This is a genomic window from Corynebacterium sp. c8Ua_99, from assembly GCF_039907185.1.
In the GTDB taxonomy this organism is placed as follows: domain Bacteria; phylum Actinomycetota; class Actinomycetes; order Mycobacteriales; family Mycobacteriaceae; genus Corynebacterium; species Corynebacterium jeikeium_D.
Map to the genome: position 1 here is coordinate 46,851 of NZ_JASBOG010000003.1, position 21,560 is coordinate 68,410.

The following is a 21,560-nucleotide window of genomic DNA, read 5'->3' on the forward strand; positions in this document are numbered from 1 at the left end:
AGAAACCGGTTGGCGGGAGAAACGCCCGTCAACCGGTAAGAACTCAATACTCGCCCCAAACGGGGCTAAAAGCGTGGACTACTTGGAGTAGTCGTAGAAGCCACGGCCGGACTTGCGGCCGAAGTGACCCGCCTCAACCATGCGCTTGAGCAGTGGAGGTGCCGCGTAAGTCGGCTCCTTGTACTCATCGAACATGGCATCGGCAATGAACTTGATGGTGTCCAGACCAACCATGTCGGCCAGAGTCAGCGGACCCATCGGGTGCGCACAGCCATTGACCATTCCGGCATCGATGTCTTCTGCAGTAGCAATGCCGTCCTGCAGCATGCGAATAGCGCCGAGGATGTACGGAACCAGCAGGGCGTTAACAATGAAGCCCGAGCGATCCTTAGCGCGAATGACGGTCTTGCCCAGCGCCTCGGAAGCGTACTCGTACGCACGCTCCGACTGAACATCACCGGTCGTCAGAGTAACGACATGCTCTACCAGAGGCAGAACCGGAACCGGGTTGAAGAAGTGCAGACCCATGACGCGCTCCGGGCGCTTGGTGGCTGCAGCAATGGACTGAATCGGCAGCGAGGAGGTGTTGGAAGCCAGGATGGCATCTTCCGACTCAACAATTTCATCGAGCTGCGAGAATACGCTGGCCTTTACTTCTGGGTTCTCCACGATGGCCTCGATGACCAGCTCACGGTCAGCGAAGTCTTCCAGCTTGGTGGTGAAGCTAATACGCCCCAGAATCTCATCACGTGCAGACTGCTCTAGCTTGCCACGGGAAACGGCCTTATCCAGCGACTTTTCAATACGGGCGCGGCCGGACTCAAGGAACTCCTCCTTGGCCTCCCAGACCTTGACATCGCTACCGGCCTTCGCACAGACCTCAATAATTCCGGAGCCCATCTGACCGGCGCCGACGATACCTACTCGCGAGATACTATTTGCCATTGGCGTGTTTTCCTACCTTCTACTCTGGGTTATTAGCCAGCATTGTGCTTCATCCGAGTGCGCATTCGCTTGACGACGATCACAGCGCACTGGCTTTATTTACACGCTACTCACTTCCCCGGTTCCCCGGGCACGCTTTGCAGGACTTTTTACTTGAATTTCCCCCCACGAGCTTTGGGCAGCGGCTAGTACTGCATACGTTTTTCCAGCGCCTGCTGAATATCTTCCAGCTGCTGCTGAGAAGAGCGTGCCAACTCTTTCAGGTCGTTTCCGCCATGCTTTTCCAGCTCTTCCCACTGTCCGAGCATCTTATCCAGGCTGCCTTCCATCAACGTCAGATAAGCCATATCTGCGTGTGGCCCCTCCTCGTTCTCGAGGCGAGTCATGGTGGCGGTGTCGAGCTTGGTCTCCGACGGATCAACATCGACACCGAGAGTCTTGACTAGCTGCGCTTCCTCTTCAGCAAAGATTGGTTCCGCCTGCTGCGCAATCTTTCGAGTCTCTTCCGAAACCGATTCCTTTGCAATCAGCGTCTGCGATGCTGTCTTCAGCGCCGCAGTATCTGCCGCCAGCTGAGCCAAGTTATCCCGAATGGCGGCGGTTGAGGCAACAGCACTCTGCTCCTGGCTTGTCTGATTCTGGTTGCTCTCCAGGGCTGCCTCATCGCTATCCCCACAAGCACTGAGACCAACGACGAGAGCAGAGGCCAGCACAGCGGAGCTAATACGCAGGCCACGCCCAATCAGAGAATAGGTCTCCCTGCTGGAAGCGGCTGCGCTATCGCGAAAGGTGTCTGAGGACATTAGTCGACCTGCAGCTCGCCCATGCGATCCCAGTCCTGCTTATCTGGCAGTACCTGCGAGACAATCTTCGGGGTCTCAGCGAGCAGCGGCTTCATCGCCTCCAGCCCCTTGGCGAAGTGCTCGGAATTGACGTGGGCTTCACCAGCGTCATCATCGAATGCCTCGACGAGGATGTACTGGTTGGGGTCTTCTACGCTGCGGGACCATTCAAACCACTTGTTGCCAGCCTCTGCGCGGGTGGCAGCGGTGAACTCAGCGACGTGGTCCATCCATTCGTCGGCAAACTCCGGCTTAACTTGGTAATTCACAACGATAAAAATCATGTCGCCCACTGTAGGCGCGTCCAAGCAGAATTGCACCCTTCGACGAATAGAGTTTCGCTGAGAATTTTTCTTACGCTGACCTCAGGTGACAGTTATATTGGTTTGTATGATGAACACTCCGCTCATTCTCACCTACCAAGATAAGACCCCACGCATTCATTCCAGCGCCTGGATTGCGCCCGGCGCGGTCATTATCGGTGATGTCGAAATCGGTGCGGATAGCTCCGTGTTCTACGGTTCTGTTCTCCGAGGAGACGTCGCACCAATCCGCATCGGCCAGCGCACCAATATTCAGGACAACTCCACAGTCCATGTCGACCGAGGCGTGCCCACGATTCTCGGCGATGATGTCACCGTCGGACACATGGCCTTGGTCCACGGCACCACGGTTGAAAATGGTTGCCTCATCGGCATGAAGTCCACCCTGCTTTCGCGTTCCCGTATCGGCGCTGGCAGCCTCATTGCTGCAGGTGCCGTGGTGTTGGAAGATCAGATTATCGCCCCCAGGTCGCTGGCTGCAGGCGTTCCCGCCAAGGTGCGTCGTGAACTCTCCGCCGAGGAAGCAGAGGGCTTCATCGCCCATGCAGGGCGTTATGTGGAAACAGCGTCCAACCACCGCCACCTCCGCGAGGTCGACCTGGATATGGTGACTTTTAACTAGGCGGCTGCCGAGGCGCCTAGTTAAGCGGCTAGGCGGATTATTTGACGCTTAACGTCGCCGCACTACACCACAGTCGCACCCGCCGCGGCCAATTCCGCTAGTGCAGCCTTGCCGCGCTCCGGGTCCACCGCCGCGACCTGATTACTCAGAACACGAACGGAAAAGCCCTCCTTGAGGCCATCGAGCACTGTGGCGCGGACGCAGTGGTCAGTCGCAACTCCCACCACATCGATTTCTTCGATGTCAGAGGCGCGGAGAGCGTCGGCAAGCGAAACGCCAGCCTCCGTTGTTCCCTCGAAACCGGAGTAGGCGGCGGCGTACTCCCCTTTTGTGACATCGATACGCACAGCAGCGGGGTTGAGCTGCTCAAAAAACGCGATGGCGCGCTGCATGCCGGGGTGAATCTCTGCGCCCGGGGTACCTGCAACACAGTGTTTCGGCCAGGTATCGACGAAATCCGGGGTTTCAGAGAAGTGCGTGCCTGGGTCGATGTGATTGTCACGGGTGGTCGCAAGAACCGAGTACTTGTTAGCTGTGCCCGCAACATGCAGATATGTAGCGGTGTACGCTGCCTCAGCACCGTCGACGGCAAGTGCGCCACCCGCGGAAAAATCATTCTGAGCGTCGACGACTACCAGTGCCATGCGGGGACGCGCCGGGCGCTGCTGTTCCTCGGAGTGGGCGTCATTGCTGGTGTCTGCCTCGGTGCCAGCGTTGTCCGAGTTGTCCGCATTGACCTGTCGGTAGATTTCGGAGAAGGAAGCGTTCATGGCCTATATCTTGCCACGTGCCCACGTTCAGAGGAGCACGTGAACTATCGACCGGACATCGACGCCCTACCGACAACACAGAGTCAATCCGGGAAAGCGGTTAAAATTGCTCCGGTAATTCTTTGGTACGACGACGGCTCCTGGTCGCGTCCTCCAATACGGGAGGTTTTTATGGCAGGCGGACTTGTCGCGCTGCTTGACGACGTTGCCACGATTGCACGTGCTGCAGCGGCAACAACAGACGATATTGCGGCTGCGGCCGGCAAAGCTAGCGCTAAAGCCGCCGGTGTTGTGGTTGACGACGCTGCGGTGACACCTAAATTCGTCGAGGGTGTCTCGCCGAAACGCGAGCTGCCGATTATTTGGCGTATCGCCAAGGGCTCCTTGGTCAATAAAATTGTCATTATTCTGCCGATTGCATTGCTGCTAAGTCAGTTTCTGCCCTGGGCGCTGACGCCGATTTTGATGCTCGGTGGCTCCTACCTGTGCTTTGAGGGCATGGAAAAGGTCTGGGAGAAGATTAAGCACCGAATCTCTCCCGATCAGACTGAGCAGGAGCGGATAGAGGCGGCGACCAACCGCACACCACAGAATGAAGATTCGCTGGTGAAGTCTGCAATTTTCACAGACTTGATTCTCTCTGCGGAAATCATGGTGATTTCTCTCAATGAGGTCGCTGATCAGCCGCTGCTCAATCGCGCGCTGATTCTTATTGTGGTCGCACTCATCATCACGCTTGCGGTCTACGGCGTGGTGGGCCTCTTGGTCAAGATTGATGACATTGGCCTGCACCTGCAGTCCAAGAAGTCAGCCGGTATCAGCAAGTTTGGTACGGCACTGGTCAAAGCCATGCCAATCGTTCTGAACACGATCGGCATTATCGGCACGTTTGCCATGTTGTGGGTCGGTGGCCACATCATGGTGGTCGGCCTCGACGAGCTGGGCTGGCATCTCCCCTACCAGCTGGTCCACAACCTTGAGCAGCTGTTTACCGGCGGCTTCCTCGGCTGGTTGGCCAATACCACCGGCTCACTGATTTTCGGCACCATCTGGGGTGCAATCATTGTGGCGATTGTCGCCGTGCTGCCATTCGGCCACGGCAAGCACAACAAGTCTGATGCTTAGGAGTACGTGACCTCGCCGTCGACGTAGACCCAACGTCGCGCACGCCGAACAAAACGGGAACGCTCGTGCATCGTACCGACACCGTCATGGTCATGAAAAGCCGCTTCAAATTCCACGATGCCTTCGCGGTCATCCTCGCCGCCATCGACAGCGTTGATGATGGTGAGTCCTTCCCATTCCACACCGTCATCGACATTGATAACTTCCGGGCGGTAGCGCGGATGCCACGTCCGCCAGATGTAATCCGCCTCGTGGGCAGCGTAAGCGCTGTACCTCGCTGCCATCAGCTCAGCTGCGGTCACCGCCTCCCGCTCACCGCGGTGCAGCGGGCCACAGCACTGCCCGTAGAGTCCCCCACCACACGGGCACAAATCGGAATCAGTAACGCGGGCGCGAGCGAAAAATGCGTTCCCGCTTCCTGCTCTAGCACCGTTTCCTGCTACCAATCCAGACTCCGTTACAGCACTATTTTCTCTTACCTGCCGACCCATAATCGCCAGCCCCTCCCCAATCTCGCACGTGGTACTAAACACGTCCTAACAACGTCTTTACATACCTACCAATTGGCCCGCAGCACCGCTAGTCGGCTTAGCCCCGAGAGGCTTGACGACGGCTACCGCGTCGCCCTCGGCATTCCTTCCGCAAAGCCCGCAGCGGATTGAATTCCCACCACTGCCCGCTCAGCGAACTGCTCGATGGTGGCCGAACCCGCGTATGTGAACGAAGAACGTACACCCGAGATAATGCGATCGATCTGGTCCTCCACACCTTCGCGGCCGGGCTCCAGGTAGATTTTCGCAGTCGAGATACCCTCTTCGAACATTTCACGCCGGGCCTTCTCAAAGGCCTCTACCTGTGCATTTCGGCTCTCCACTGCACGGTGTGAAGCCATGCCAAACGACTCCTTGAACATGCGCCCGTCGACGTCCTTTTGGACATCACCTGGGGACTCGAAAGTACCGGCAAACCACGAGCCAATCATCACGTTGGACGCACCCGCAGCCAACGCAAGCGCAACATCGCGAGGATCCTTCACCCCACCGTCAGCCCAGACATGCACGCCGCATCCACGGGCGGCTGCAGCGCATTCGAGCACGGCGGAGAACTGTGGACGCCCAACTCCGGTCTGCATTCGGGTTGTGCACATCGCACCCGGACCGACGCCGACCTTAATAATGTCGGCTCCCGCCTCCGCTAGGTCGCGAACACCATCGGCGGTCACGACATTGCCAGCGGCAATTGGCACAGGTGGGTTGAGCGCGCGGACTCGTCGTAAAGCATGGAGCATCGATTCCTGATGACCGTGGGCGGTATCGACAACGAGCACGTCGGCACCTGCGTCGAGCAGTGTCTTCGCGCGCCCTTCAACATCACCGTTGATGCCGAGCGCCGCACCGACGCGCAGCTTACCCTCCGCGTCGACAGCCGGCTTGTAAAGCGTCGCACGCAGCGCGCCCTTACGCGTGAGAATACCCACCAGCGCGCCATCGGCGTCCACCACCGGAGCGAGTTTGCGCCCGGAAGCAGTGAGCTGGTCGAAAGCGTCACGGGGCTCAATATCGGCCGGAAGCGTAAATAGCGAAGTGGACATGAGCGTCCCCACCTGCGCAAAGTTGTCAACGCCCGCCAGGTCACGGCCGGTAATCAGACCAACCGGTTTGTTGTCTTCCACCACCACTGCCGCACCGTGCGCGCGCTTCGGCAGAAGATGGCGCGCATACCCCGCGGTGTGGTGAGGCTTGACGACGATTGGAGTGTCGAAAACCAGCCCAGCGGACTTGACCTTGCGGATGGTCTCAGCAGCAATGTCAGCTGGGACGTCCTGCGGCAGGATGGCAATTCCGCCTCGGCGAGCGGTGGTTTCGGCCATCCGGCGACCGGAGATGGCCGTCATATTGGAGACGACAATCGGAATGGTTGTGCCGGTGCCATCATTGGTGGCCAAATCGACACCCATGCGAGAGCCGACGGATGACTTTGACGGCACCATGAAGACATCGCTGTAGGTCAACTCGTAGGGCGCGGACTGATTGTTGAGGAATTTCACACACCCAAGGATATGCCGATTCTTCCCGCACGCACGGTGAGAGTGCGCAGAGGTGAGCATCAGTGGCTGACCTCGCCTGGTGTAGGTTCGAACGGGACTCCATTGACTCAACCGGGATTTTTCAGCCCAGGAAAGATGCTTAGCAAAATCTGATGAAAACGCCGATCAAAGATTATCTGTCCGAAATCGTCGAATCCGTCCGCCCCGATGAGTCTGGCGAGGTAGCGGACTATATTCCCACCCTTGCCCAAGCTAATCCCGACCGCCTGGCCCTTGCTATGACCACCGTGTCAGGGCGCACCTATACCGCTGGCGACACCGATGCTGAATTCACCATTCAATCGATGTCCAAGCCCTTCGCTTATGCCGCAGCCATCACCGAGCACGGCACAGACAAAATCGACAGCATTGTGGGCACCGAACCTTCCGGTGAGGCATTCAACGAGCTGTCGCTGGAGCAGGGCACGCACCGACCAAAGAATCCGATGATTAATGTCGGCGCACTGGCCATCAACCAGTTCATATGCCAGCCAGGTGCCAACTGGAAGACTCGCACCAAGCACATGGTGGAGCTTCTCTCGACTTTGGCTGGCCGTAAGCTCCGCGTTGACTACGATGCCTATGAAAGCGAAATGGACACTGCCCATCGAAACATGTCCATCGCACATATGCTGGCAGCTTACGGTTTCATCGAAACCACGCCCCACGATGCTGTCCGCGGCTACACCGCACAGTGCTCCGTGCTGGTCAACACTCGCGATGTCGCCATGATGACCGCAGTGTTGGCCAACGGTGGCGTTAACCCGGTCACCAATCAGACTGTGCTCGGCCGCTCGGTTGTTCGCAGAGTCTTGTCCGTGATGGCTATTGCCGGCATGTATGACGAGGCCGGTGAATGGTTTACCGAGGTCGGGATTCCCGCCAAGAGCGGTGTCGCCGGCGGCTTGCTGGGAGCGCTGCCTGGACAGGCGGGTCTCGCAGCCTTTTCGCCGCGATTGAACGACCACGGCAACAGCGTCCGCAGCATTGCCATCTTCCGGAAGCTCTCCGAAGATTTGGGTCTTCATCTCATGGATGCCGATGCGATTGGTTCGCGTGCGCTGCGCGGTACACGCGTCAGCAATGGCCGCTCGATCATCGAGATTCAGGGCCCAGTCAACTTCACTGCGGCCGAGATCATTCTCAACAGGTTGGCGACTTCCACACCGTCGGAAAGCGAAGTTGTCTTCGACGTCAGCCGCGTTGGCGTTGTCAACCCGGTGGGACGCACGTTGATTCTGGAAGCGATGCGACGTCTGAGCCACGAGGGCAAGGAGATCTTGTTCTACGACCCGGAGGGCGTACTGCCTAACCCAGATATGGGCGAGGGGCTGCTGCCGGTCATCCTCCAGGATGCGCCGTAAACTACGCTAACCGAAATCCAATATGGTGACGTTCGGGTAGTCTTGAACGATCGTAACGCCCGAAAAGCAGCAGCGCGAGAACAACCGGAGGGATGTAAATGCAGGTCAGCGATGTAGCATTAGTCTTCGAGGGTGGAGGGACTCGCAATAGTTACACGGCACCTTTCGTCGAACGGTTACTTCGCGAGGGCATCGATGTCGGCTGGGTCGGTGGCGTAAGCGCCGGCGCCTCTCACGTGGTCAATTACCTTTCCCGGGATATCCAGCGCTCTATAAATAGCTTCACTGACTTCATCGCGCAGCCGGACAGCAGTGGCTGGCGCCCAATGTTGCGCGGACGCGGCTACTTCGATGCCGAGTACATCTACGAAGACGCGGGACTTCCCGACGGCGCCATGCCCCTGGATTACGAGACTTTTAAGAACAATCCAACTCCCTACCGGATTTCTGCTGTCCGAGCGGATACGGGCGAGACCATCAACTGGGGGCCAGACGATATCCCAGATCTACCTACGCTGATGAAGTACACTCGCGCCAGTTCGACGATTCCGGGTGTCATGCGTATGCCCTATATTGATGGCGTTCCGTTCGTCGACGGTGCACTGGGATCATCAGGTGGCATTCCCATTAATGCCGCCGAAGCAGATGGTTTCAAGAAGTTCCTCATCGTTCTGACTCGCCCGAAGGGATTCCGCCGCACCGCCCCTAAGCGCCCACAGCTACTGCGCCAGATTTTCCGCAGTAACCCGGTGGTGGCTGAGCTGCTTATCACTAGACACGAGCGCTACAACGCTTCTCTCGATTGGGCTGCTGAGCTTGAACGAAAAGGCCAAGCATATGTTTTCTACGCCAATAACATGAGCATCACAAAGGCGGAGCGGAGGCGGTCGAAGCTGCTGCACAACTACGAGCTCGGCCGGGCGCAAGCCGATGCCGAGTGGCCAGCAATTCGAGAGTTCATGGGCTTATAACTTCCGCCACCTTTAGGAAGCTTTTCGTTCATTCCTCTTTACTGTGTACGTAACCTTGTGTTAACCTTTGCGTAGCGAACAACCTCGTTAGGTAAGGCTCCTATATCCACATAGGCCGCTACCCTGCACTTCATCGAGAGTTTCGAAAGCCTCTCGAAGCAAGGTTCCATCTCAAGTGGCCACCTTTAGTTACGGCATTACATTGCCAACACTCTTAGGCGGGGAGCCATAATTTTTCAATCAACAGAAATTCCCTCCTAGCAAAGGAGCTGGGATACCTGGAAAAGGATCCACAATGACACAGACACAGAACACCATCGCCAACTTCTTCAAGCCGAAATCTTCAATCAGCCCGTACAGCCTCCTGCCTGACACCGTAAGCATGCACATGACGGATTCTTACATTGCGCTGCCGGAGGACATCACTGTCGGTGAGGCACTGAGCACCTACGCAGCCGAATTTGCTGGTCTCGATGACGATACCTGTGTCTTCCTCGTCGACGATGAAGGCTACCTGACCAGCGATATTACGCTGAAGGAACTCCGTGAGTACGCCGACCGCGATGCCTACATGAACACCGTCGGCGCCCCGGTGAAGGTCTTTGTCAAGCCCGAGGATCCAGCTGCAATCAGGGCTCGCCAGCTTATTGACGGGCCCCTCAGCGAGCTGCCCGTCGTCCGCAGCGGCAAGCTGGTAGGTGTCCTCACCGACCGCATCTCTGAGCGCATTCTTGGCAGGACAAAGGCAGCTAAGAAGTCAAAGAAGTCCAAGGGATTCTTCTCGCCGATTACCGCGTTCTTCGGCGCCGCCAATAACTAGGGCGACTAACTTGGGTAGACGACCCGAGTGACTCAATAGGCCAGCTAGCGTTTGTTAGCTGGCCTATTGTTGTTACCACACTGTTCTATCCCCACAGATGAGAGCCCTCAGGAGGCAACCGTGATACGAGACTGGATTCGGGTAGCCCTGGGCATGTTCGCGGTTGCGTTTGGAGCCAACCTCTTCGCACCACTCTTGCCCGCGTATCGAATAACCGATGCTCTCAACCAGTCCCAGGTCACCTTTCTCTTCGCCATCTACGTCGCAGGACTCATCCCCGCGCTACTCATCTGCGGCCCACTTTCCGACCGGCTCGGCCGTCGCGCCATCATCCGGCCTGCACTCATAACCTCTGTCGTTGGCTCAGCCGTCCTACTCACCGGCATCTGGTTCCACTTCCCATCACTTCTGGTAGGACGTCTTATCATCGGCATTTCGATGGGCATGGTAATGGCCGCCGGTGCCTCGTGGATCAAAGAAATTGCGCCCGTCGCACCTCAAATTTCTGCCCGGCGCGCAACCGTTGCACTCTCCGCTGGATTCTCCCTCGGCCCACTGGCTTCAGGGCTGGTCGCGGAGTTTGCTCCCCGCCCCGACGTCATCCCCTATCTTGTTCATCTCGCACTGCTGCTTTTTATCGCACCACCGACATGGAACGCCTCCGGCGGATTACCGGCGGCAGGGCACAGCGACTCTCCGCAACGGTTCTTCTCCTCCGCCACTCTAAGCCCGAGGTTCCTGTGGGCAGTCGCCGCTTGGGCACCGTGGGTCTTCGGTGCTGCATGCACATCCTTCGTCGTCCTGCCGACAATCGCCGAATCCCGCTACCCCATCGCCTTCGCAGGACTCATCGCCTGCCTTACGATGGGCACCGGTGTTCTGGTGCAACCACTGGTCACTCGCATCAGTTCCAGCAGCTTTATCCCGCCAGCTATTTTCGGTCTTGGCTTAACGACGGTCGGAATGCTGCTCAGCCTCATCGTCGCACTCACCCAGAATGTGTGGAGCGTTTTCCCCGCTGCCCTGGCTCTCGGTGCCGCGTACGGCGTGATGATGGTCTCCGGCCTCCGCGAAGTGCAAATTATCGCACCGCCAGCCGAGTTGGGTGCTGCCACCGCTATTTACTATTCGCTGACCTATGTTGGTTTCTTCGCCCCTTTTGTTATTTCTTTCGCAGCACCGAAATTCGGATTCGTGCCCGTTTTCATCTTCGGTGCGATTGTTGCGTTGGTATCCACGTATCCCGTGGCAAAGGTTGCACAGTCTGCGGTGAGGTCCGACGGAGCGTCGTAAAGCAGACGCGACTGAAATTCTTGTTTTTGGGAAGCGTGCCGAGGCGAGCTCTTGTATTCTTTCTTTCACAAAATATTGGCTCCGGCTCAGGACATCTGAGCAGGTTGCATAGGTTGTTGAAATTCAGCTCGATGGAATGAGGAATCATGAAGCAGCGCAGCTCTGGAATGTGGAAGAAAATTGCGACAACCGTCGTCGCAGGTTGTACAAGCGCCGCCCTGCTCACCGCATGCGGCTCGGGGGAAGAAAGCAGCAATGCCGGTGGCGAGGCAGGCAAAGAGTCGACCAGCAAGATGACGAAGGCAGACGGGTCAGCTCCAGCTGCAGCCGAAGATCACCTCCTGCTCACTAATGAAGTTCAAGGTGTGGACTTCTCCAACAACAGGATTAATGGGTACAAGGACGCAATGGAGATGTTTTCGGAGGATTCTTTAGATATAGAGCCGGCCGAATGTGCCACTTTCATCAAGCCAACGGAAGAATTGGAGCGAGCTGTCAGTTCTTTCGCTAATTTGGACGCGGAAAAGGTCACCATCGCTGTCTCAGTATTGAAGAACCCTCAGACCTACCAGGAGTACACAGATGTTCTTAACAAGTGCTCTGAGGTGACCGCTTCGATGGATGCTTCCGACCTCGTAAACGAATCCATGGAAGGCCAGGAACTTCCTCCTGAGGCGCAGGAGATGCTCAATGACATGGATATGACAACCACCATGAAAATGCACCGGGAAAAGTGGGAGCCGGATCTTTCCGTCAAGCCAGATGAGCTCACTGCACACGCGACAGTTGTGGACATTAGCTCCGGTGGCACTAATACTGATGCCACCAGCTACGACATTGTCGGCGTTGTCAATGGCGTGATGGTGATGGTGTCCGCTGCCCCGATTCCAGACGTTCCATCAACCGGCGCGGAAAATGCGACACAACCGATGGAACTTGCACAGGCGACCCCAGAGTCCAAGGAAGCGGCAAAGAAGCGCGCCTTGGAGGTCTTCGATGCCCAGGCAAAGAAGATTATGGACGCCGCTTAGTGGCCGCTTGGCTGCGCTGCTTTTGAAAAGTTGCGGCGTGCGGCGCGCTAAAACTCCGTTAATTCCTGCACTTTGGGGCTCCAGAACGCAGCGCGTGGTGCATTAAGAGTTTTGAAGTGCGGGCTTGTTAGTTCATCAAGAGCCCGGACGTAACCGGGAACCATATCCCGCGGGATTCGCAGCCCCATAGTCAGGTGCGGAATCCAGCGGGAGCCGCGACCTTCAGGGTTAAGACGACTGATCTCACGAGCGGCTTCTTCCAGCTCATCGCTTGTTTCTAATAACCATGCGACAGTCTGTTTACTCTTTGTGCCGAACACTACCGTTCCTACCCTGCGGAATTCCGCAGGCATCAGCGGTGGGAGAATTTCGGCTGCTCGTTGGATTACCTCCGGGCTCATGGTCGGTGCGAAGGTGACAGTGATGTGGGGCTTTTGATTCTGCTGCGGGAATCCACGCTCTGCCAGTTGCACAAATATCTCTTTAACCTGCGCCTCTTGCTCAGGCAGAAGGTACATCAGGATGTTGTCGGGTGACACCATGTGACGTTTACTCCTCCCCTATTGCTGTCGGTCGACACGTTTGAGGCGCTACCCAAGGGCGCCGTTACTAGAGCTCCTCACCTAAGGCACTTAGGACCTTGCACCCCAGAGCATAGCGTAGGGATTTTCCACAATTTATAACCTACCTATAGAAATTTCTAGCCTCTTGTTATTTAGCCCGGTAAAAACCACTTTTTATTGGGATAATGGGGATAGACAGGCTTCCTGAAAGCTTTCTAGACCATCTTCAAAGACAGTGTGGAGTGACGGCCGATTCTCCACACTGCACAAATACCTACACGGCTGGAAAGGTAAGTAAAGACATGGCACCGAAACCTAAAAAAATTACACCCCCGAAGAATCAAAAGCTGGTGAAGAGCAAGGCAAGCTTCAGCCGCGATGAGCTCGCGGATCTACTGGAGACGCTGGCAGCTCGCATCCGCGCCGGGGAAATGACTCTCGGCACTGGCGAGTCCGCGGTGACGATGACCATGCCGACATCGTTTAATACCACGATGGAAGTCGTCGATTCCCGAAAGCGTGCTGGCATCGAGCGCGAGCTGGAGCTGGAAATCGACTGGATGGTCGACGAGGCTGGCGAGCCCGTTGAAAAACCCGGACCAGCATCTGGCTTCACAATCTCCTAGCAGGCTTGCTGCTGCCCGGTTTTGTTCCGCGCAGTATTGACTGAGCAAAAGGCGACTTCGGAAGTGTCTTCCGGAGTCGCCTTTTGTCTTGGCTTCTAATTCTGCAGGCTTTACGCCTTGAGCACATAGCGCAGAATCTCTACAACCTGGTCGGTCGTCATGCACCTCGCCGAATACACCCGCCATACACCCACGCCTACCCACATCGCATGAGGCGACGCTAACCTAATTCGGGAAAATCCGCGACGAAGGGAACGCGCATGGCCAAGGGCAAGAAAGGCGACAAGGGCAAGAAGAAGCACGCCGCCAAAGCCAAGAAAAAAGCTGCGGCAACGACCTCGCTACGCCTGCCCGAATACTCGAAGGCCGAGGCCAAGGCCGCGAAAAAGCTCGCCGGCAAGGACCCCTTCAAACTGGCCGCAATGACGCCGAAGAAGAAGTGCTGCAAATCCGGCATCCGCTGCCTGCGCTGCCCCGTGGTGCTACACAAGCTCAATCGCGAGATCAAAAACGGCGAAGTCGACCACGCCGCCCTGCTGCTCGTCGCCGCGAAAGCCCGGATCCGGTAGCCGGCCCTCGCCCCCCCCCAGCCCGCCGTCGGGCCCGTCCTATGAGCAGCGGTGTCGCGCACTGTATGGCACTGGTACCGATTCTCCCGGGCTGTCTGCTCTTCGGACACCGGCTCACACGCGTCACTCCAAGCACCGCGACAACGCTCCAGCGAACTCCCGCCAGGTCAGGAAGTTTTATTCCGTCGACATGAGGCCTCGGCCAGAACCGGGAATGCGGCCGTCGGAGGATGACACCTTGTGTATCCTTTGAGTGTCATTGAGCCCTGAAGGAGCAAGAAAGTAGCATGACCCGCCCCTCCTCCGCCGCCTCTACGGTGGGCTTCCAATCTCGTGCCCTGCGTTTCGCACCGCGCCGCTCGGACTGGTCCCGCGCGACGATTGGGCGCGACCTCTCGGCAGGCCTCATGGTGGCCCTCGTCGCACTCCCTCTCGCGCTCGGCTTCGGCGTTGCGTCCGGTGTCGGCGCGGCGGCCGGAATTACGACGGCCATCGTTGCGGGTATCCTGGCCGCGATCTTCGGCGGTAGTAACGTCCAAGTAAGCGGCCCGACCGGCGCAATGACCGTCGTGTTAATCCCCATCGTGGCCAACCATGGTGCCGATGGGGTTCTCGTCGTCGGCGTGCTGGCAGGGCTCATGCTGCTCGTACTGGCGTTCACCGGCGCTGGCCGCGCGATGAAGTACATGCCACTACCTGTCGTCGAAGGTTTCACCGCCGGTATTGCGTTAATCATCGGCTTACAACAGCTGCCTGCAGCACTTGGTGTTGACGTGGAGGGCGAGAAAGTCCTCGGGTTGGCGTGGGGCTCAATCAATGCTTGGTTAGATGCTCCGGCATGGCAGGCGCCCGTGATGACCCTTGCAGTAGCGGCTGGAATCGTGCTTGCTGCGCGCGTCCGTAGTGGCTTCCCCGCGGCGCTAGTGTTGGTAGCTGCAGCGACAGCCATCAACATGCTGGCAGACAGCGGCCTGAAGACAATCGGCTACATCCCGTCGACATTGCCTGCTCCGCGCTGGCCAGAGATTCCGTGGGAGCACCTGGATTCCTTGCTGTTTGCAGCGGTCGCCGTCGCAGCTCTCGGTGCGCTGGAATCGTTGCTGTCTGCGACGGTTGCCGACGCAATGACTGTCGGCGACCGGCACGATCCCGACCGCGAACTCTTCGGGCAGGGCGTGGCCAACGTCGTCGCGCCCCTGTTCGGCGGGATTCCCGCGACCGCCGCGATCGCCCGAACTGCCGTCAATGTGCGGGCAGGCGCAGGCACACGCCTGGCAGCGGTGTTCCATTCGCTACTCCTGCTCATAGCCGTGCTCGTCGCGGCCCGGTGGGTGGGCGAGATTCCTCTCGCCGCACTCGCCGGCGTGCTCATCGCCACTGCGATTCAGATGATCCACCCGCGGAACCTCCGCTCGGTGATACGCGCCACCAAGGGTGACGGGGCGACCCTGCTCATCACAGCTGCCGCCACCGTCGTGTTCGACCTTGTCGTCGCCGTACTCATCGGCCTTGTAATGGCGGGCTTCTTCGCACTGCGCGAGACCGCCCGCACTGCGGTGTTGGAAGCCGCCCCACTAGACGAGGGAGACCACCGCGACAAGGAACGCGAGCTCCTCGACGAGCACATCGCCGCCTTCCGTATGGAAGGCCCCCTCTTCTTTGGTGCAGCGCACGATTTCCTCCTCGAGCTCGCTGATGCCTCGTCGGTCAAGGTTGTCGTACTCCGCATGCGCTACGTCACGACAATCGACGCCACCGGCGCCCAGATGCTCGCCGACACGATTGGGCGCCTCGAACGCCGCGGCACCACGGTCTTACTCGCAGCCACGAAACCCGAACATATTCCGGTGTTGCGCGAACTCGGCGTATTCGACCAGCTTGCGCACGAGAATCACGTCTTCGACAACACCCCTGACGCCATCGCCCACGCCCGACTGCATGCCTCACGCATTCAGCACGAAGAGTTTGGTGGCGAACACGCTGCTTCGCAGAGTTAATAGCTTGGCTGAGCCAGACAATGGTCACTCCGTCGCAGTCGACCCCGCAATCGTGGGTCCACGTCCCCATCGCGCGATGCTTGAAAAACCTTTACACGTTGCACTTAAACTCCACGACGTGTCGTTGCAAAGTCACCTTCTCATTCGTGAAGCCGATGTGGGTGTAACCGCTTGGCGCGTAGCATTGGCGACATGCGCATTTTCACCGTGGGCCACTCCAACCTCGAGTTCGAGGACTTCGCTGAAATGATCAAAGCTGCCGGTGTGGCATCCATCGTGGATGTGCGCAAGCTGCCCGGATCCAGGAAGTACCCGTGGTTCAACGGCGACTACCTTGCCGAACACCTTCCTACATGTGGCATCACTTACAGCAGAAGCGAGGGCCTCACCGGGCGGCGCAACGTGTCCCACTCGGTGCCGTTTGAGGTTAACGGCAACTGGCGTAACCGCAGCTTCCACAATTACGCCGACCATGCGCTGGGCGAGGAGTTCTCCGACGCAATCTCGCAGCTACGGGCGAACGCCGCCGAAACCCCCACCGCAATCATGTGCGCCGAGGCGGTGTGGTGGCGCTGCCACCGGCGTATCATCGCCGACCACCTCATCGCCCAAGGTGACGAGGTTGGCCACATTATGGGTCTGGGTGCAGCCGGGGCGAAGGTGAGCGAGGCAACGCTCAACGACGGCGCAGTCATCGGCAACGACATCCTCGTGCGCTACCCCGAGCGGGGCTAGCGCGTACACCAGAGGCCAGTGGGTGCGGAAACTCGGACTACGACCCAGTGAGCCACGGCATCCTCCTCGGCCTGACCTAAGGCGCGACTTACGCCTTGTATTCATGGAGCGCCCACCACCTTATGAGCAGCGGCATCGGAGGCACACCAGCGGATAGCACGCTCAAACGAGCTTTAGGTTAGGAAATCTGAACCGCGCAATCTAAGAAGAGCACCGGCAACCCCGGTAGTGTGCCCCAAAGCGTCGAATCGAAAAACGTACTACCGACTTGCCACGGCCCTAGACGTCGAGCTTGAAGTCCACGGTATCTCGTTGCAAAGTTACTTTCTCGTTAGCACCATCAAAAGGAGTGGTATCCAATGAAAGCGTTCGGGTTCTTAAGCTTCGGGCATTACGCCTTCGGTGGCCAGCGCGGGCCATCTGCGGAAAAGATCGCCAAGACTCATCTGGAGATCGCCCAGGCTGCGGACGAAATCGGCGTGAACAACGCGTCCTTTCGTGTCCACCACTTCGCGCCGCAGGCCTCCGCCCCGATGCCGCTGCTGGGTGCTGTCGCGGCCACTACCAAACACATCGAGGTGGGCACCGGTGTCATCGACATGCGCTATGAAAACCCGCTCTACCTCGCCGAAGAGGCCGCGTCGCTGTACCAAATTTCCGGTGGCCGCGTGGCCCTGGGCATCTCGCGCGGCGCCCCCGAGGTGGCTGACCGCGGCTGGGAGGCCTTCGACTACTGGGGTAAAGCGCCCAACGGCGCGGACGTGGCGCGAGCCCACCTCGAGGCGTTCATGGCTGCAGTGGACGGCAACGGATTCGCCACCGCCGCACCGCTGGACCGGCAGTACCCCAACATATTCCAACCCGGCTCCGCCCTGCCGGTCTTCCCCATGGCGCCCGAGCTGCGTAAGCATATTTTCTACGGCTCCGGCACCCACGCTTCTGCCGAGCAAACCGCCAAGGACGGGCTCAACCTGATGTCCTCCACCCTGGTCTCCGAGACCACCGCCGAGACTCTGGGCGAAATCCAGGCGGATCAGATCAGCCGCTATCGCGCCGCGTGGAAGAAGGCGGGCCACGATTGGACGCCGCGCGTGTCGGTGTCCCGCTCTATCTTCCCCATCGTCGACGGCGCGGACATGCAGTTGTTCGGCATGCAGGCCTCCGGCTCCGATCAGGTGGGCATGCTTCCCGACGTCGGCGCCTCCACCTTCGGCCGCACCTATGCCGCCGAGCCGGACAAACTCATTGAGCAGCTCAAAGCCGACGCCGCCGTCATGTCCGCCGACACCCTGCTCATCACCATCCCCACCGGGATGGCGTCGACGTCAACGTGAAGATCTTGGACAACTTCGCCACGCATGTCGCCCCCGCGTTGGGTTGGCAGCCGAATCACGAAGGCCCAGTTACCGGCTATCTCATCGACTAATTCCTGCAGTTCGCAAGCTCTTCGCTTCAATGTCAGTTCAGTGCGTGTTGAATAGTTCAGTAATTGCTGTATAGTTCAGTATATGCTGACTATTGCTTCACGCCTCGACGTCATGAACCGGCTCGGCCGGGCCATGGCGGATCCGACGCGCTCCAGAATCCTGATCACCCTACTCGACAGCCCGAGCTACCCGGCCGTGCTTTCGCGCGACCTGGACCTGACCCGCTCGAACGTCTCGAACCACCTGACCTGCTTGCGTGACTGCGGCATCGTCGTCGCCGAGCCGGAGGGCCGCAAGACACGCTACGAAATCGCCGATCCGCACCTCGCGACAGCGCTCAACGCACTAGTGAACGCGACGTTGGCTGTCGACGAAAACGCCCCGTGCATCGACCCTGAGTGCTCGGTGCCCGGCTGCGACGGAAAAGGAGCGGACGCATGAGTTCAGCATGTGGATGCGAACACGAACCAGCCACGGAGATCGAAGATCTCGATCGGCCATGGTGGAAGGACCCCGAGTTGCTACTGCCGATCTTCTCCGGCGTAGCCCTCTGCATAGGTCTGGCGCTGGACTGGTCCGGACTAGAGACACCCGCGACAGTTCTGTTCTGGATCGGCCTGCTGCTAGGGGCGTATACGTTCACGCCCGGCGCTATCCGGAACCTTGCCACGAAGCGCAAGCTCGGCATTGGTTTGCTGATGACGATCAGCGCGGTCGGCGCGGTAATCCTCGGTTACGTCGGAGAGGCGGCGGCGCTAGCGTTCCTGTACTCGATCGCCGAGGCACTGGAAGACAAGGCGATGGACCGGGCCCAGGGCGGACTGCGGGCACTGTTGAAATTGGTACCGCAGACCGCGACGGTGCTGCGCGACGGTACGACGGTCGAGGTCGCAGCGAAGGATCTCGTGGCTGGCGAGCTGATGCTCGTGCGCCCCGGAGAGCGGATCGCCACGGACGGCATCATTCGGTCTGGGCGCTCCAGCCTTGACACCTCAGCGATCACCGGAGAATCCATTCCGGAGGAGGTTGCGCCCGGCGACGAGGTGCCCGCGGGAGCAATCAACTCCGCCGGCGTGCTGGAGGTCGAGACGACCGCAGCTGGAACGGACAACTCGCTGACCACACTCGTGGACCTGGTCGAGCAGGCGCAGGCGGAAAAGGGCGACCGCGCCCGGATCGCCGACCGGATTGCCCAACCCCTAGTGCCCGGGGTGATGATCCTGGCGGTGCTGGTCGGCGTGATTGGCTCGCTGCTGGGCGACCCCGAGACGTGGATCACCCGCGCGTTGGTGGTCCTGGTCGCAGCATCGCCGTGTGCGCTGGCAATCTCGGTGCCGCTGACGGTCGTGGCCGCGATCGGCGCGGCCAGCCAGTTCGGCGTGGTCATCAAATCCGGCGCGGCGTTCGAGCGACTCGGCGGCATCCGCCACCTGGCGGTGGACAAGACCGGAACCCTTACCCGCAACCAGCCCGAGGTTACCGACGTGGTCCCGGCAGACGGATTCGATCGGGCTCAGGTGCTTGCTTTCGCGGCGGCAGTTGAGCAGCAATCGACGCACCCCCTCGCCGCTGCGATCGCGGCAGCGGGGCCCGAAGCGCCCGCTGCCTTGGACATCAGCGAGGAAGCCGGGCATGGCATCGGCGGCACCGTCGAAGGTCGACGGGTACTTGTGGGCAGTCCCCGGTGGATCGACGCCGGGCCACTGAAGGCAGACGTTGAGCGCATGGAGTCCGAGGGCCAGACCTGCGTCCTTGTCACCGTCGATGACGCTCTCGCCGGGGCGATCGGGGTCCGCGACGAGCTGCGGCCCGAGGTACCCGAAGCTGTGCAGACCCTGCACGCCAACGGCGTGGAAGTGAGCATGCTCACCGGCGATAACGCTCGCACCGCCCGGGCTCTGGCTGAAATCGCCCGAATCGACGATGTGCGCGCTGAGCTGCGCCCGGAGGACAAGGCAAGCATCGTCGCCGAGCTCTCCTCCAAGACGCCGACGGCGATGATTGGCGACGGCATCAACGACGCTCCTGCGCTGGCGGGCGCGACGGTGGGCATAGCAATGGGAGCGACCGGCTCTGATGCCGCAATCGAGTCCGCTGACGTCGCCTTCACCGGCCACGACCTCCGGTTGATCCCGCAGGCGCTGCAGCACGCCCGTCGAGGCAGCAGGATTATTAACCAGAACATCGTGCTGTCTCTGGCCATCATCATCGTGTTGATGCCGCTGGCGATCAGCGGCGTGCTGGGTCTGGCCGCCGTCGTATTGGTTCACGAGGTCGCTGAAGTTATCGTGATCTTGAACGGCCTGCGGGCTGCGCGAGCGAAGCGCTGAGGCGCACCTTCGCCCAGCGCGCTGGCTCTCCAGCGCGGATCTTTGAAGGATCGAGCTGCTCAGGGACCAAGCGTCGTCTCAAAACTTTTGATGCCGCGCTTCATCGACACGACCCGCGACTACCTAGGCAGCGTATTTAGCAAAAGGACCCGACACCTATCAGGGTTGCCGAACCGTCGCCGGTCCAGTTGCCGTAACCAACTAGATGGAGATTCTTCACCGCGGTTTCGCGGTCGCGCATGAGGTGGCGGAATGGGCCGAGGGCCGGACGGAAACCAGTGCACCAGATCAGATGGTCGTGGTCGAGCTCGCTCAAACTATCGAAGATGGGGGCAGCGGTGAGCTGGCCGGAATCGCGGAGCTCACGTAGATGAGGAAGCGCGAGAATGTCCCCGAGGTTCGGGCCGGAATCGCCACCGAGAATCCGGCGGCGGCTGCCCGCGTTAAACGTTGAATTTGAACTCGACCGAGTTTCAGTCGAAAGCTACCTGCCTTTTCGCACCATCAAGCGTGGTAAAATCCTCACCATGGAGCGCACGTATAAGTGGGAGCATGTCAAGACTCCCCTCATCCGGAACGAGGCCGCAGTTCATTTTTTAGGAGCCGGTTTGACCGCTTCCGGAGTGCAATACGGCGATGGATACAAGGCCACGTGGGAGCTGCGCGCCGCGGAGAACTGGGTGACCGAACGTGTGTCGGTGAACGTTGAAGGCGACGGATGGGGGCGAAGCCTCGAGCTGTTTAGGTCCGAGCAAGGCGTGTGGTCGGCGGAAACCAATGAAGAGGGCGCCCAGCCTGAAGATCTGCCCTCCCCCGGTATCGTCCAGTCAGCCGACCTGAAAGCCGCACTCGATTGCGATCTCGGTCTGTGCCCTCTCACCAACACAATGCCTATTCGTCGCTTGACGCTGCTTGAGACTCAGGTCCCGAAAACGCAGCTGATCATGGCTTGGATTGATATACCGTCCCTCCAGGTGATCGCATCAGACCAGTACTACAGCTCCGTCGATGCTGAAACTGTCCGATACAAAAGCGGAACACGGGGAGTCGACGTCGAGTTGGAGGTCGACGGTGACGGCGTGGTCGTACACTACCCTGATCTCGCACGGCGGGTCTGATCC

General features: G+C 59.2%; 22 protein-coding genes and 1 pseudogene. 16 read left to right on the plus strand and 7 right to left on the minus strand.

Going from position 1 to position 21,560, the window contains the following annotated elements:
• Positions 1-78 precede the first annotated feature (78 nt).
• The 3 genes from QKE19_RS02730 to QKE19_RS02740 form a co-directional block, all read right to left on the minus strand.
• Complete coding sequence (locus QKE19_RS02730; protein ID WP_016423138.1) at positions 79-945, minus strand: 3-hydroxybutyryl-CoA dehydrogenase; 867 nt, start codon at positions 943-945, stop codon at positions 79-81.
• A gap of 185 nt (positions 946-1,130) precedes the next feature.
• Positions 1,131-1,748 (minus strand): hypothetical protein, encoded by a 618-nt coding sequence (locus QKE19_RS02735; protein WP_016423139.1) that lies wholly within the window; start codon positions 1,746-1,748, stop codon positions 1,131-1,133.
• Positions 1,748-2,071, minus strand: a complete 324-nt coding sequence (locus tag QKE19_RS02740; protein ID WP_038629105.1) for a putative quinol monooxygenase — start codon at positions 2,069-2,071, stop codon at positions 1,748-1,750. Before QKE19_RS02740 ends, QKE19_RS02735 begins: the two co-directional genes overlap by 1 nt.
• A gap of 106 nt (positions 2,072-2,177) precedes the next feature.
• On the opposite strand from QKE19_RS02740, the gene QKE19_RS02745 reads away from it, so the two are divergent.
• The gene (locus QKE19_RS02745; protein ID WP_069359250.1) at positions 2,178-2,732 is read left to right on the plus strand and encodes a gamma carbonic anhydrase family protein; all 555 of its coding nucleotides are present in this window, start codon (positions 2,178-2,180) and stop codon (positions 2,730-2,732) included.
• Between the two features lie 62 nt (positions 2,733-2,794).
• Here QKE19_RS02745 and QKE19_RS02750 read toward each other — a convergent pair whose 3' ends face one another.
• A complete protein-coding gene (locus QKE19_RS02750; protein ID WP_016423140.1) occupies positions 2,795-3,502 on the minus strand; it encodes an isochorismatase family protein in 708 nt (235 codons plus the stop codon).
• A gap of 171 nt (positions 3,503-3,673) precedes the next feature.
• Here QKE19_RS02750 and QKE19_RS02755 point away from each other — a divergent pair, with 171 nt between their 5' ends.
• Positions 3,674-4,627 (plus strand): DUF808 domain-containing protein, encoded by a 954-nt coding sequence (locus QKE19_RS02755; protein ID WP_069359251.1) that lies wholly within the window; start codon positions 3,674-3,676, stop codon positions 4,625-4,627.
• On the opposite strand, the gene QKE19_RS02760 is transcribed toward QKE19_RS02755, so the two are convergent.
• Both QKE19_RS02760 and QKE19_RS02765 read right to left on the minus strand, forming a co-directional pair.
• Complete coding sequence (locus QKE19_RS02760; RefSeq protein ID WP_088611608.1) at positions 4,624-5,073, minus strand: YchJ family metal-binding protein; 450 nt, start codon at positions 5,071-5,073, stop codon at positions 4,624-4,626. The genes QKE19_RS02755 and QKE19_RS02760 overlap by 4 nt on opposite strands.
• A 167-nt stretch (positions 5,074-5,240) precedes the next feature.
• Positions 5,241-6,674, minus strand: a complete 1,434-nt coding sequence (locus tag QKE19_RS02765) for a GuaB1 family IMP dehydrogenase-related protein (protein ID WP_070859050.1) — start codon at positions 6,672-6,674, stop codon at positions 5,241-5,243.
• A 152-nt stretch (positions 6,675-6,826) separates the two neighbouring features.
• Here QKE19_RS02765 and QKE19_RS02770 point away from each other — a divergent pair, with 152 nt between their 5' ends.
• The 5 genes from QKE19_RS02770 (at position 6,827) to QKE19_RS02790 (ending at position 12,192) form a co-directional block, all read left to right on the plus strand.
• Positions 6,827-8,077, plus strand: a complete 1,251-nt coding sequence (locus tag QKE19_RS02770; protein ID WP_070602919.1) for a glutaminase — start codon at positions 6,827-6,829, stop codon at positions 8,075-8,077.
• A gap of 98 nt (positions 8,078-8,175) precedes the next feature.
• Complete coding sequence (locus QKE19_RS02775) at positions 8,176-9,048, plus strand: patatin family protein (protein WP_049192857.1); 873 nt, start codon at positions 8,176-8,178, stop codon at positions 9,046-9,048.
• A 295-nt stretch (positions 9,049-9,343) separates the two neighbouring features.
• Positions 9,344-9,868: a CBS domain-containing protein gene (locus QKE19_RS02780; protein WP_049189374.1), complete on the plus strand. Its 525-nt coding sequence runs from the start codon at positions 9,344-9,346 to the stop codon at positions 9,866-9,868.
• Positions 9,869-9,988: 120 nt separating this feature from the next.
• Entirely contained in the window at positions 9,989-11,161 is a 1,173-nt protein-coding gene (locus QKE19_RS02785) for an MFS transporter (protein WP_224783735.1), read from the plus strand.
• 146 nt (positions 11,162-11,307) lie between these two features.
• On the plus strand, positions 11,308-12,192 hold the full coding sequence (locus QKE19_RS02790) for a hypothetical protein (protein WP_347890325.1): 885 nt from the start codon (positions 11,308-11,310) through the stop codon (positions 12,190-12,192).
• A 47-nt stretch (positions 12,193-12,239) separates the two neighbouring features.
• On the opposite strand, the gene QKE19_RS02795 is transcribed toward QKE19_RS02790, so the two are convergent.
• Positions 12,240-12,734, minus strand: a complete 495-nt coding sequence (locus tag QKE19_RS02795; protein ID WP_347890327.1) for a 2'-5' RNA ligase family protein — start codon at positions 12,732-12,734, stop codon at positions 12,240-12,242.
• Between the two features lie 371 nt (positions 12,735-13,105).
• Here QKE19_RS02795 and QKE19_RS02800 point away from each other — a divergent pair, with 371 nt between their 5' ends.
• The 9 genes and pseudogenes from QKE19_RS02800 (at position 13,106) to QKE19_RS02840 (ending at position 21,557) form a co-directional block, all read left to right on the plus strand.
• Positions 13,106-13,381, plus strand: a complete 276-nt coding sequence (locus QKE19_RS02800) for an amphi-Trp domain-containing protein (RefSeq protein WP_347890328.1) — start codon at positions 13,106-13,108, stop codon at positions 13,379-13,381.
• A gap of 260 nt (positions 13,382-13,641) precedes the next feature.
• Positions 13,642-13,950, plus strand: a complete 309-nt coding sequence (locus QKE19_RS02805) for a hypothetical protein (protein WP_347890329.1) — start codon at positions 13,642-13,644, stop codon at positions 13,948-13,950.
• A 287-nt stretch (positions 13,951-14,237) separates the two neighbouring features.
• Positions 14,238-15,947, plus strand: coding sequence for a SulP family inorganic anion transporter (locus tag QKE19_RS02810; RefSeq protein ID WP_347890330.1), 1,710 nt, complete (start codon positions 14,238-14,240; stop codon positions 15,945-15,947).
• 192 nt (positions 15,948-16,139) lie between these two features.
• Positions 16,140-16,682, plus strand: coding sequence for a DUF488 domain-containing protein (locus QKE19_RS02815; protein ID WP_347890331.1), 543 nt, complete (start codon positions 16,140-16,142; stop codon positions 16,680-16,682).
• A 359-nt stretch (positions 16,683-17,041) separates the two neighbouring features.
• Positions 17,042-18,108: pseudogene (locus QKE19_RS02820) on the plus strand (LLM class flavin-dependent oxidoreductase).
• An 82-nt stretch (positions 18,109-18,190) separates the two neighbouring features.
• On the plus strand, positions 18,191-18,550 hold the full coding sequence (locus tag QKE19_RS02825; protein ID WP_347890332.1) for a metalloregulator ArsR/SmtB family transcription factor: 360 nt from the start codon (positions 18,191-18,193) through the stop codon (positions 18,548-18,550).
• Positions 18,547-20,439: a cation-translocating P-type ATPase gene (locus QKE19_RS02830; protein WP_049189368.1), complete on the plus strand. Its 1,893-nt coding sequence runs from the start codon at positions 18,547-18,549 to the stop codon at positions 20,437-20,439. The genes QKE19_RS02825 and QKE19_RS02830 overlap by 4 nt, the downstream gene beginning before the upstream one ends.
• 205 nt (positions 20,440-20,644) lie before the next feature.
• Entirely contained in the window at positions 20,645-20,809 is a 165-nt protein-coding gene (locus QKE19_RS02835; protein WP_160310014.1) for a hypothetical protein, read from the plus strand.
• Positions 20,810-20,966: 157 nt separating this feature from the next.
• The gene (locus QKE19_RS02840) at positions 20,967-21,557 is read left to right on the plus strand and encodes a putative glycolipid-binding domain-containing protein (protein ID WP_180950653.1); all 591 of its coding nucleotides are present in this window, start codon (positions 20,967-20,969) and stop codon (positions 21,555-21,557) included.
• Positions 21,558-21,560 lie beyond the last annotated feature (3 nt).

Bases quoted from the DNA above. Each gene is read 5' to 3' on its own strand.
- QKE19_RS02790 (WP_347890325.1), top strand. From the start codon at position 11,308: ATGAAGCAGCGCAGCTCTGGAATGTGGAAGAAAATTGCGACAACCGTC.
- QKE19_RS02750 (WP_016423140.1), bottom strand. From the start codon at position 3,502: ATGAACGCTTCCTTCTCCGAAATCTACCGACAGGTCAATGCGGACAAC.
- QKE19_RS02770 (WP_070602919.1), top strand. From the start codon at position 6,827: ATGAAAACGCCGATCAAAGATTATCTGTCCGAAATCGTCGAATCCGTC.
- QKE19_RS02810 (WP_347890330.1), top strand. From the start codon at position 14,238: ATGACCCGCCCCTCCTCCGCCGCCTCTACGGTGGGCTTCCAATCTCGT.
- QKE19_RS02815 (WP_347890331.1), top strand. From the start codon at position 16,140: ATGCGCATTTTCACCGTGGGCCACTCCAACCTCGAGTTCGAGGACTTC.
- QKE19_RS02775 (WP_049192857.1), top strand. From the start codon at position 8,176: ATGCAGGTCAGCGATGTAGCATTAGTCTTCGAGGGTGGAGGGACTCGC.
- QKE19_RS02745 (WP_069359250.1), top strand. From the start codon at position 2,178: ATGATGAACACTCCGCTCATTCTCACCTACCAAGATAAGACCCCACGC.
- QKE19_RS02835 (WP_160310014.1), top strand. From the start codon at position 20,645: ATGGAGATTCTTCACCGCGGTTTCGCGGTCGCGCATGAGGTGGCGGAA.
- QKE19_RS02825 (WP_347890332.1), top strand. From the start codon at position 18,191: ATGCTGACTATTGCTTCACGCCTCGACGTCATGAACCGGCTCGGCCGG.
- QKE19_RS02795 (WP_347890327.1), bottom strand. From the start codon at position 12,734: ATGGTGTCACCCGACAACATCCTGATGTACCTTCTGCCTGAGCAAGAG.
- QKE19_RS02830 (WP_049189368.1), top strand. From the start codon at position 18,547: ATGAGTTCAGCATGTGGATGCGAACACGAACCAGCCACGGAGATCGAA.
- QKE19_RS02840 (WP_180950653.1), top strand. From the start codon at position 20,967: ATGGAGCGCACGTATAAGTGGGAGCATGTCAAGACTCCCCTCATCCGG.
- QKE19_RS02755 (WP_069359251.1), top strand. From the start codon at position 3,674: ATGGCAGGCGGACTTGTCGCGCTGCTTGACGACGTTGCCACGATTGCA.
- QKE19_RS02740 (WP_038629105.1), bottom strand. From the start codon at position 2,071: ATGATTTTTATCGTTGTGAATTACCAAGTTAAGCCGGAGTTTGCCGAC.
- QKE19_RS02730 (WP_016423138.1), bottom strand. From the start codon at position 945: ATGGCAAATAGTATCTCGCGAGTAGGTATCGTCGGCGCCGGTCAGATG.
- QKE19_RS02780 (WP_049189374.1), top strand. From the start codon at position 9,344: ATGACACAGACACAGAACACCATCGCCAACTTCTTCAAGCCGAAATCT.
- QKE19_RS02805 (WP_347890329.1), top strand. From the start codon at position 13,642: ATGGCCAAGGGCAAGAAAGGCGACAAGGGCAAGAAGAAGCACGCCGCC.
- QKE19_RS02735 (WP_016423139.1), bottom strand. From the start codon at position 1,748: ATGTCCTCAGACACCTTTCGCGATAGCGCAGCCGCTTCCAGCAGGGAG.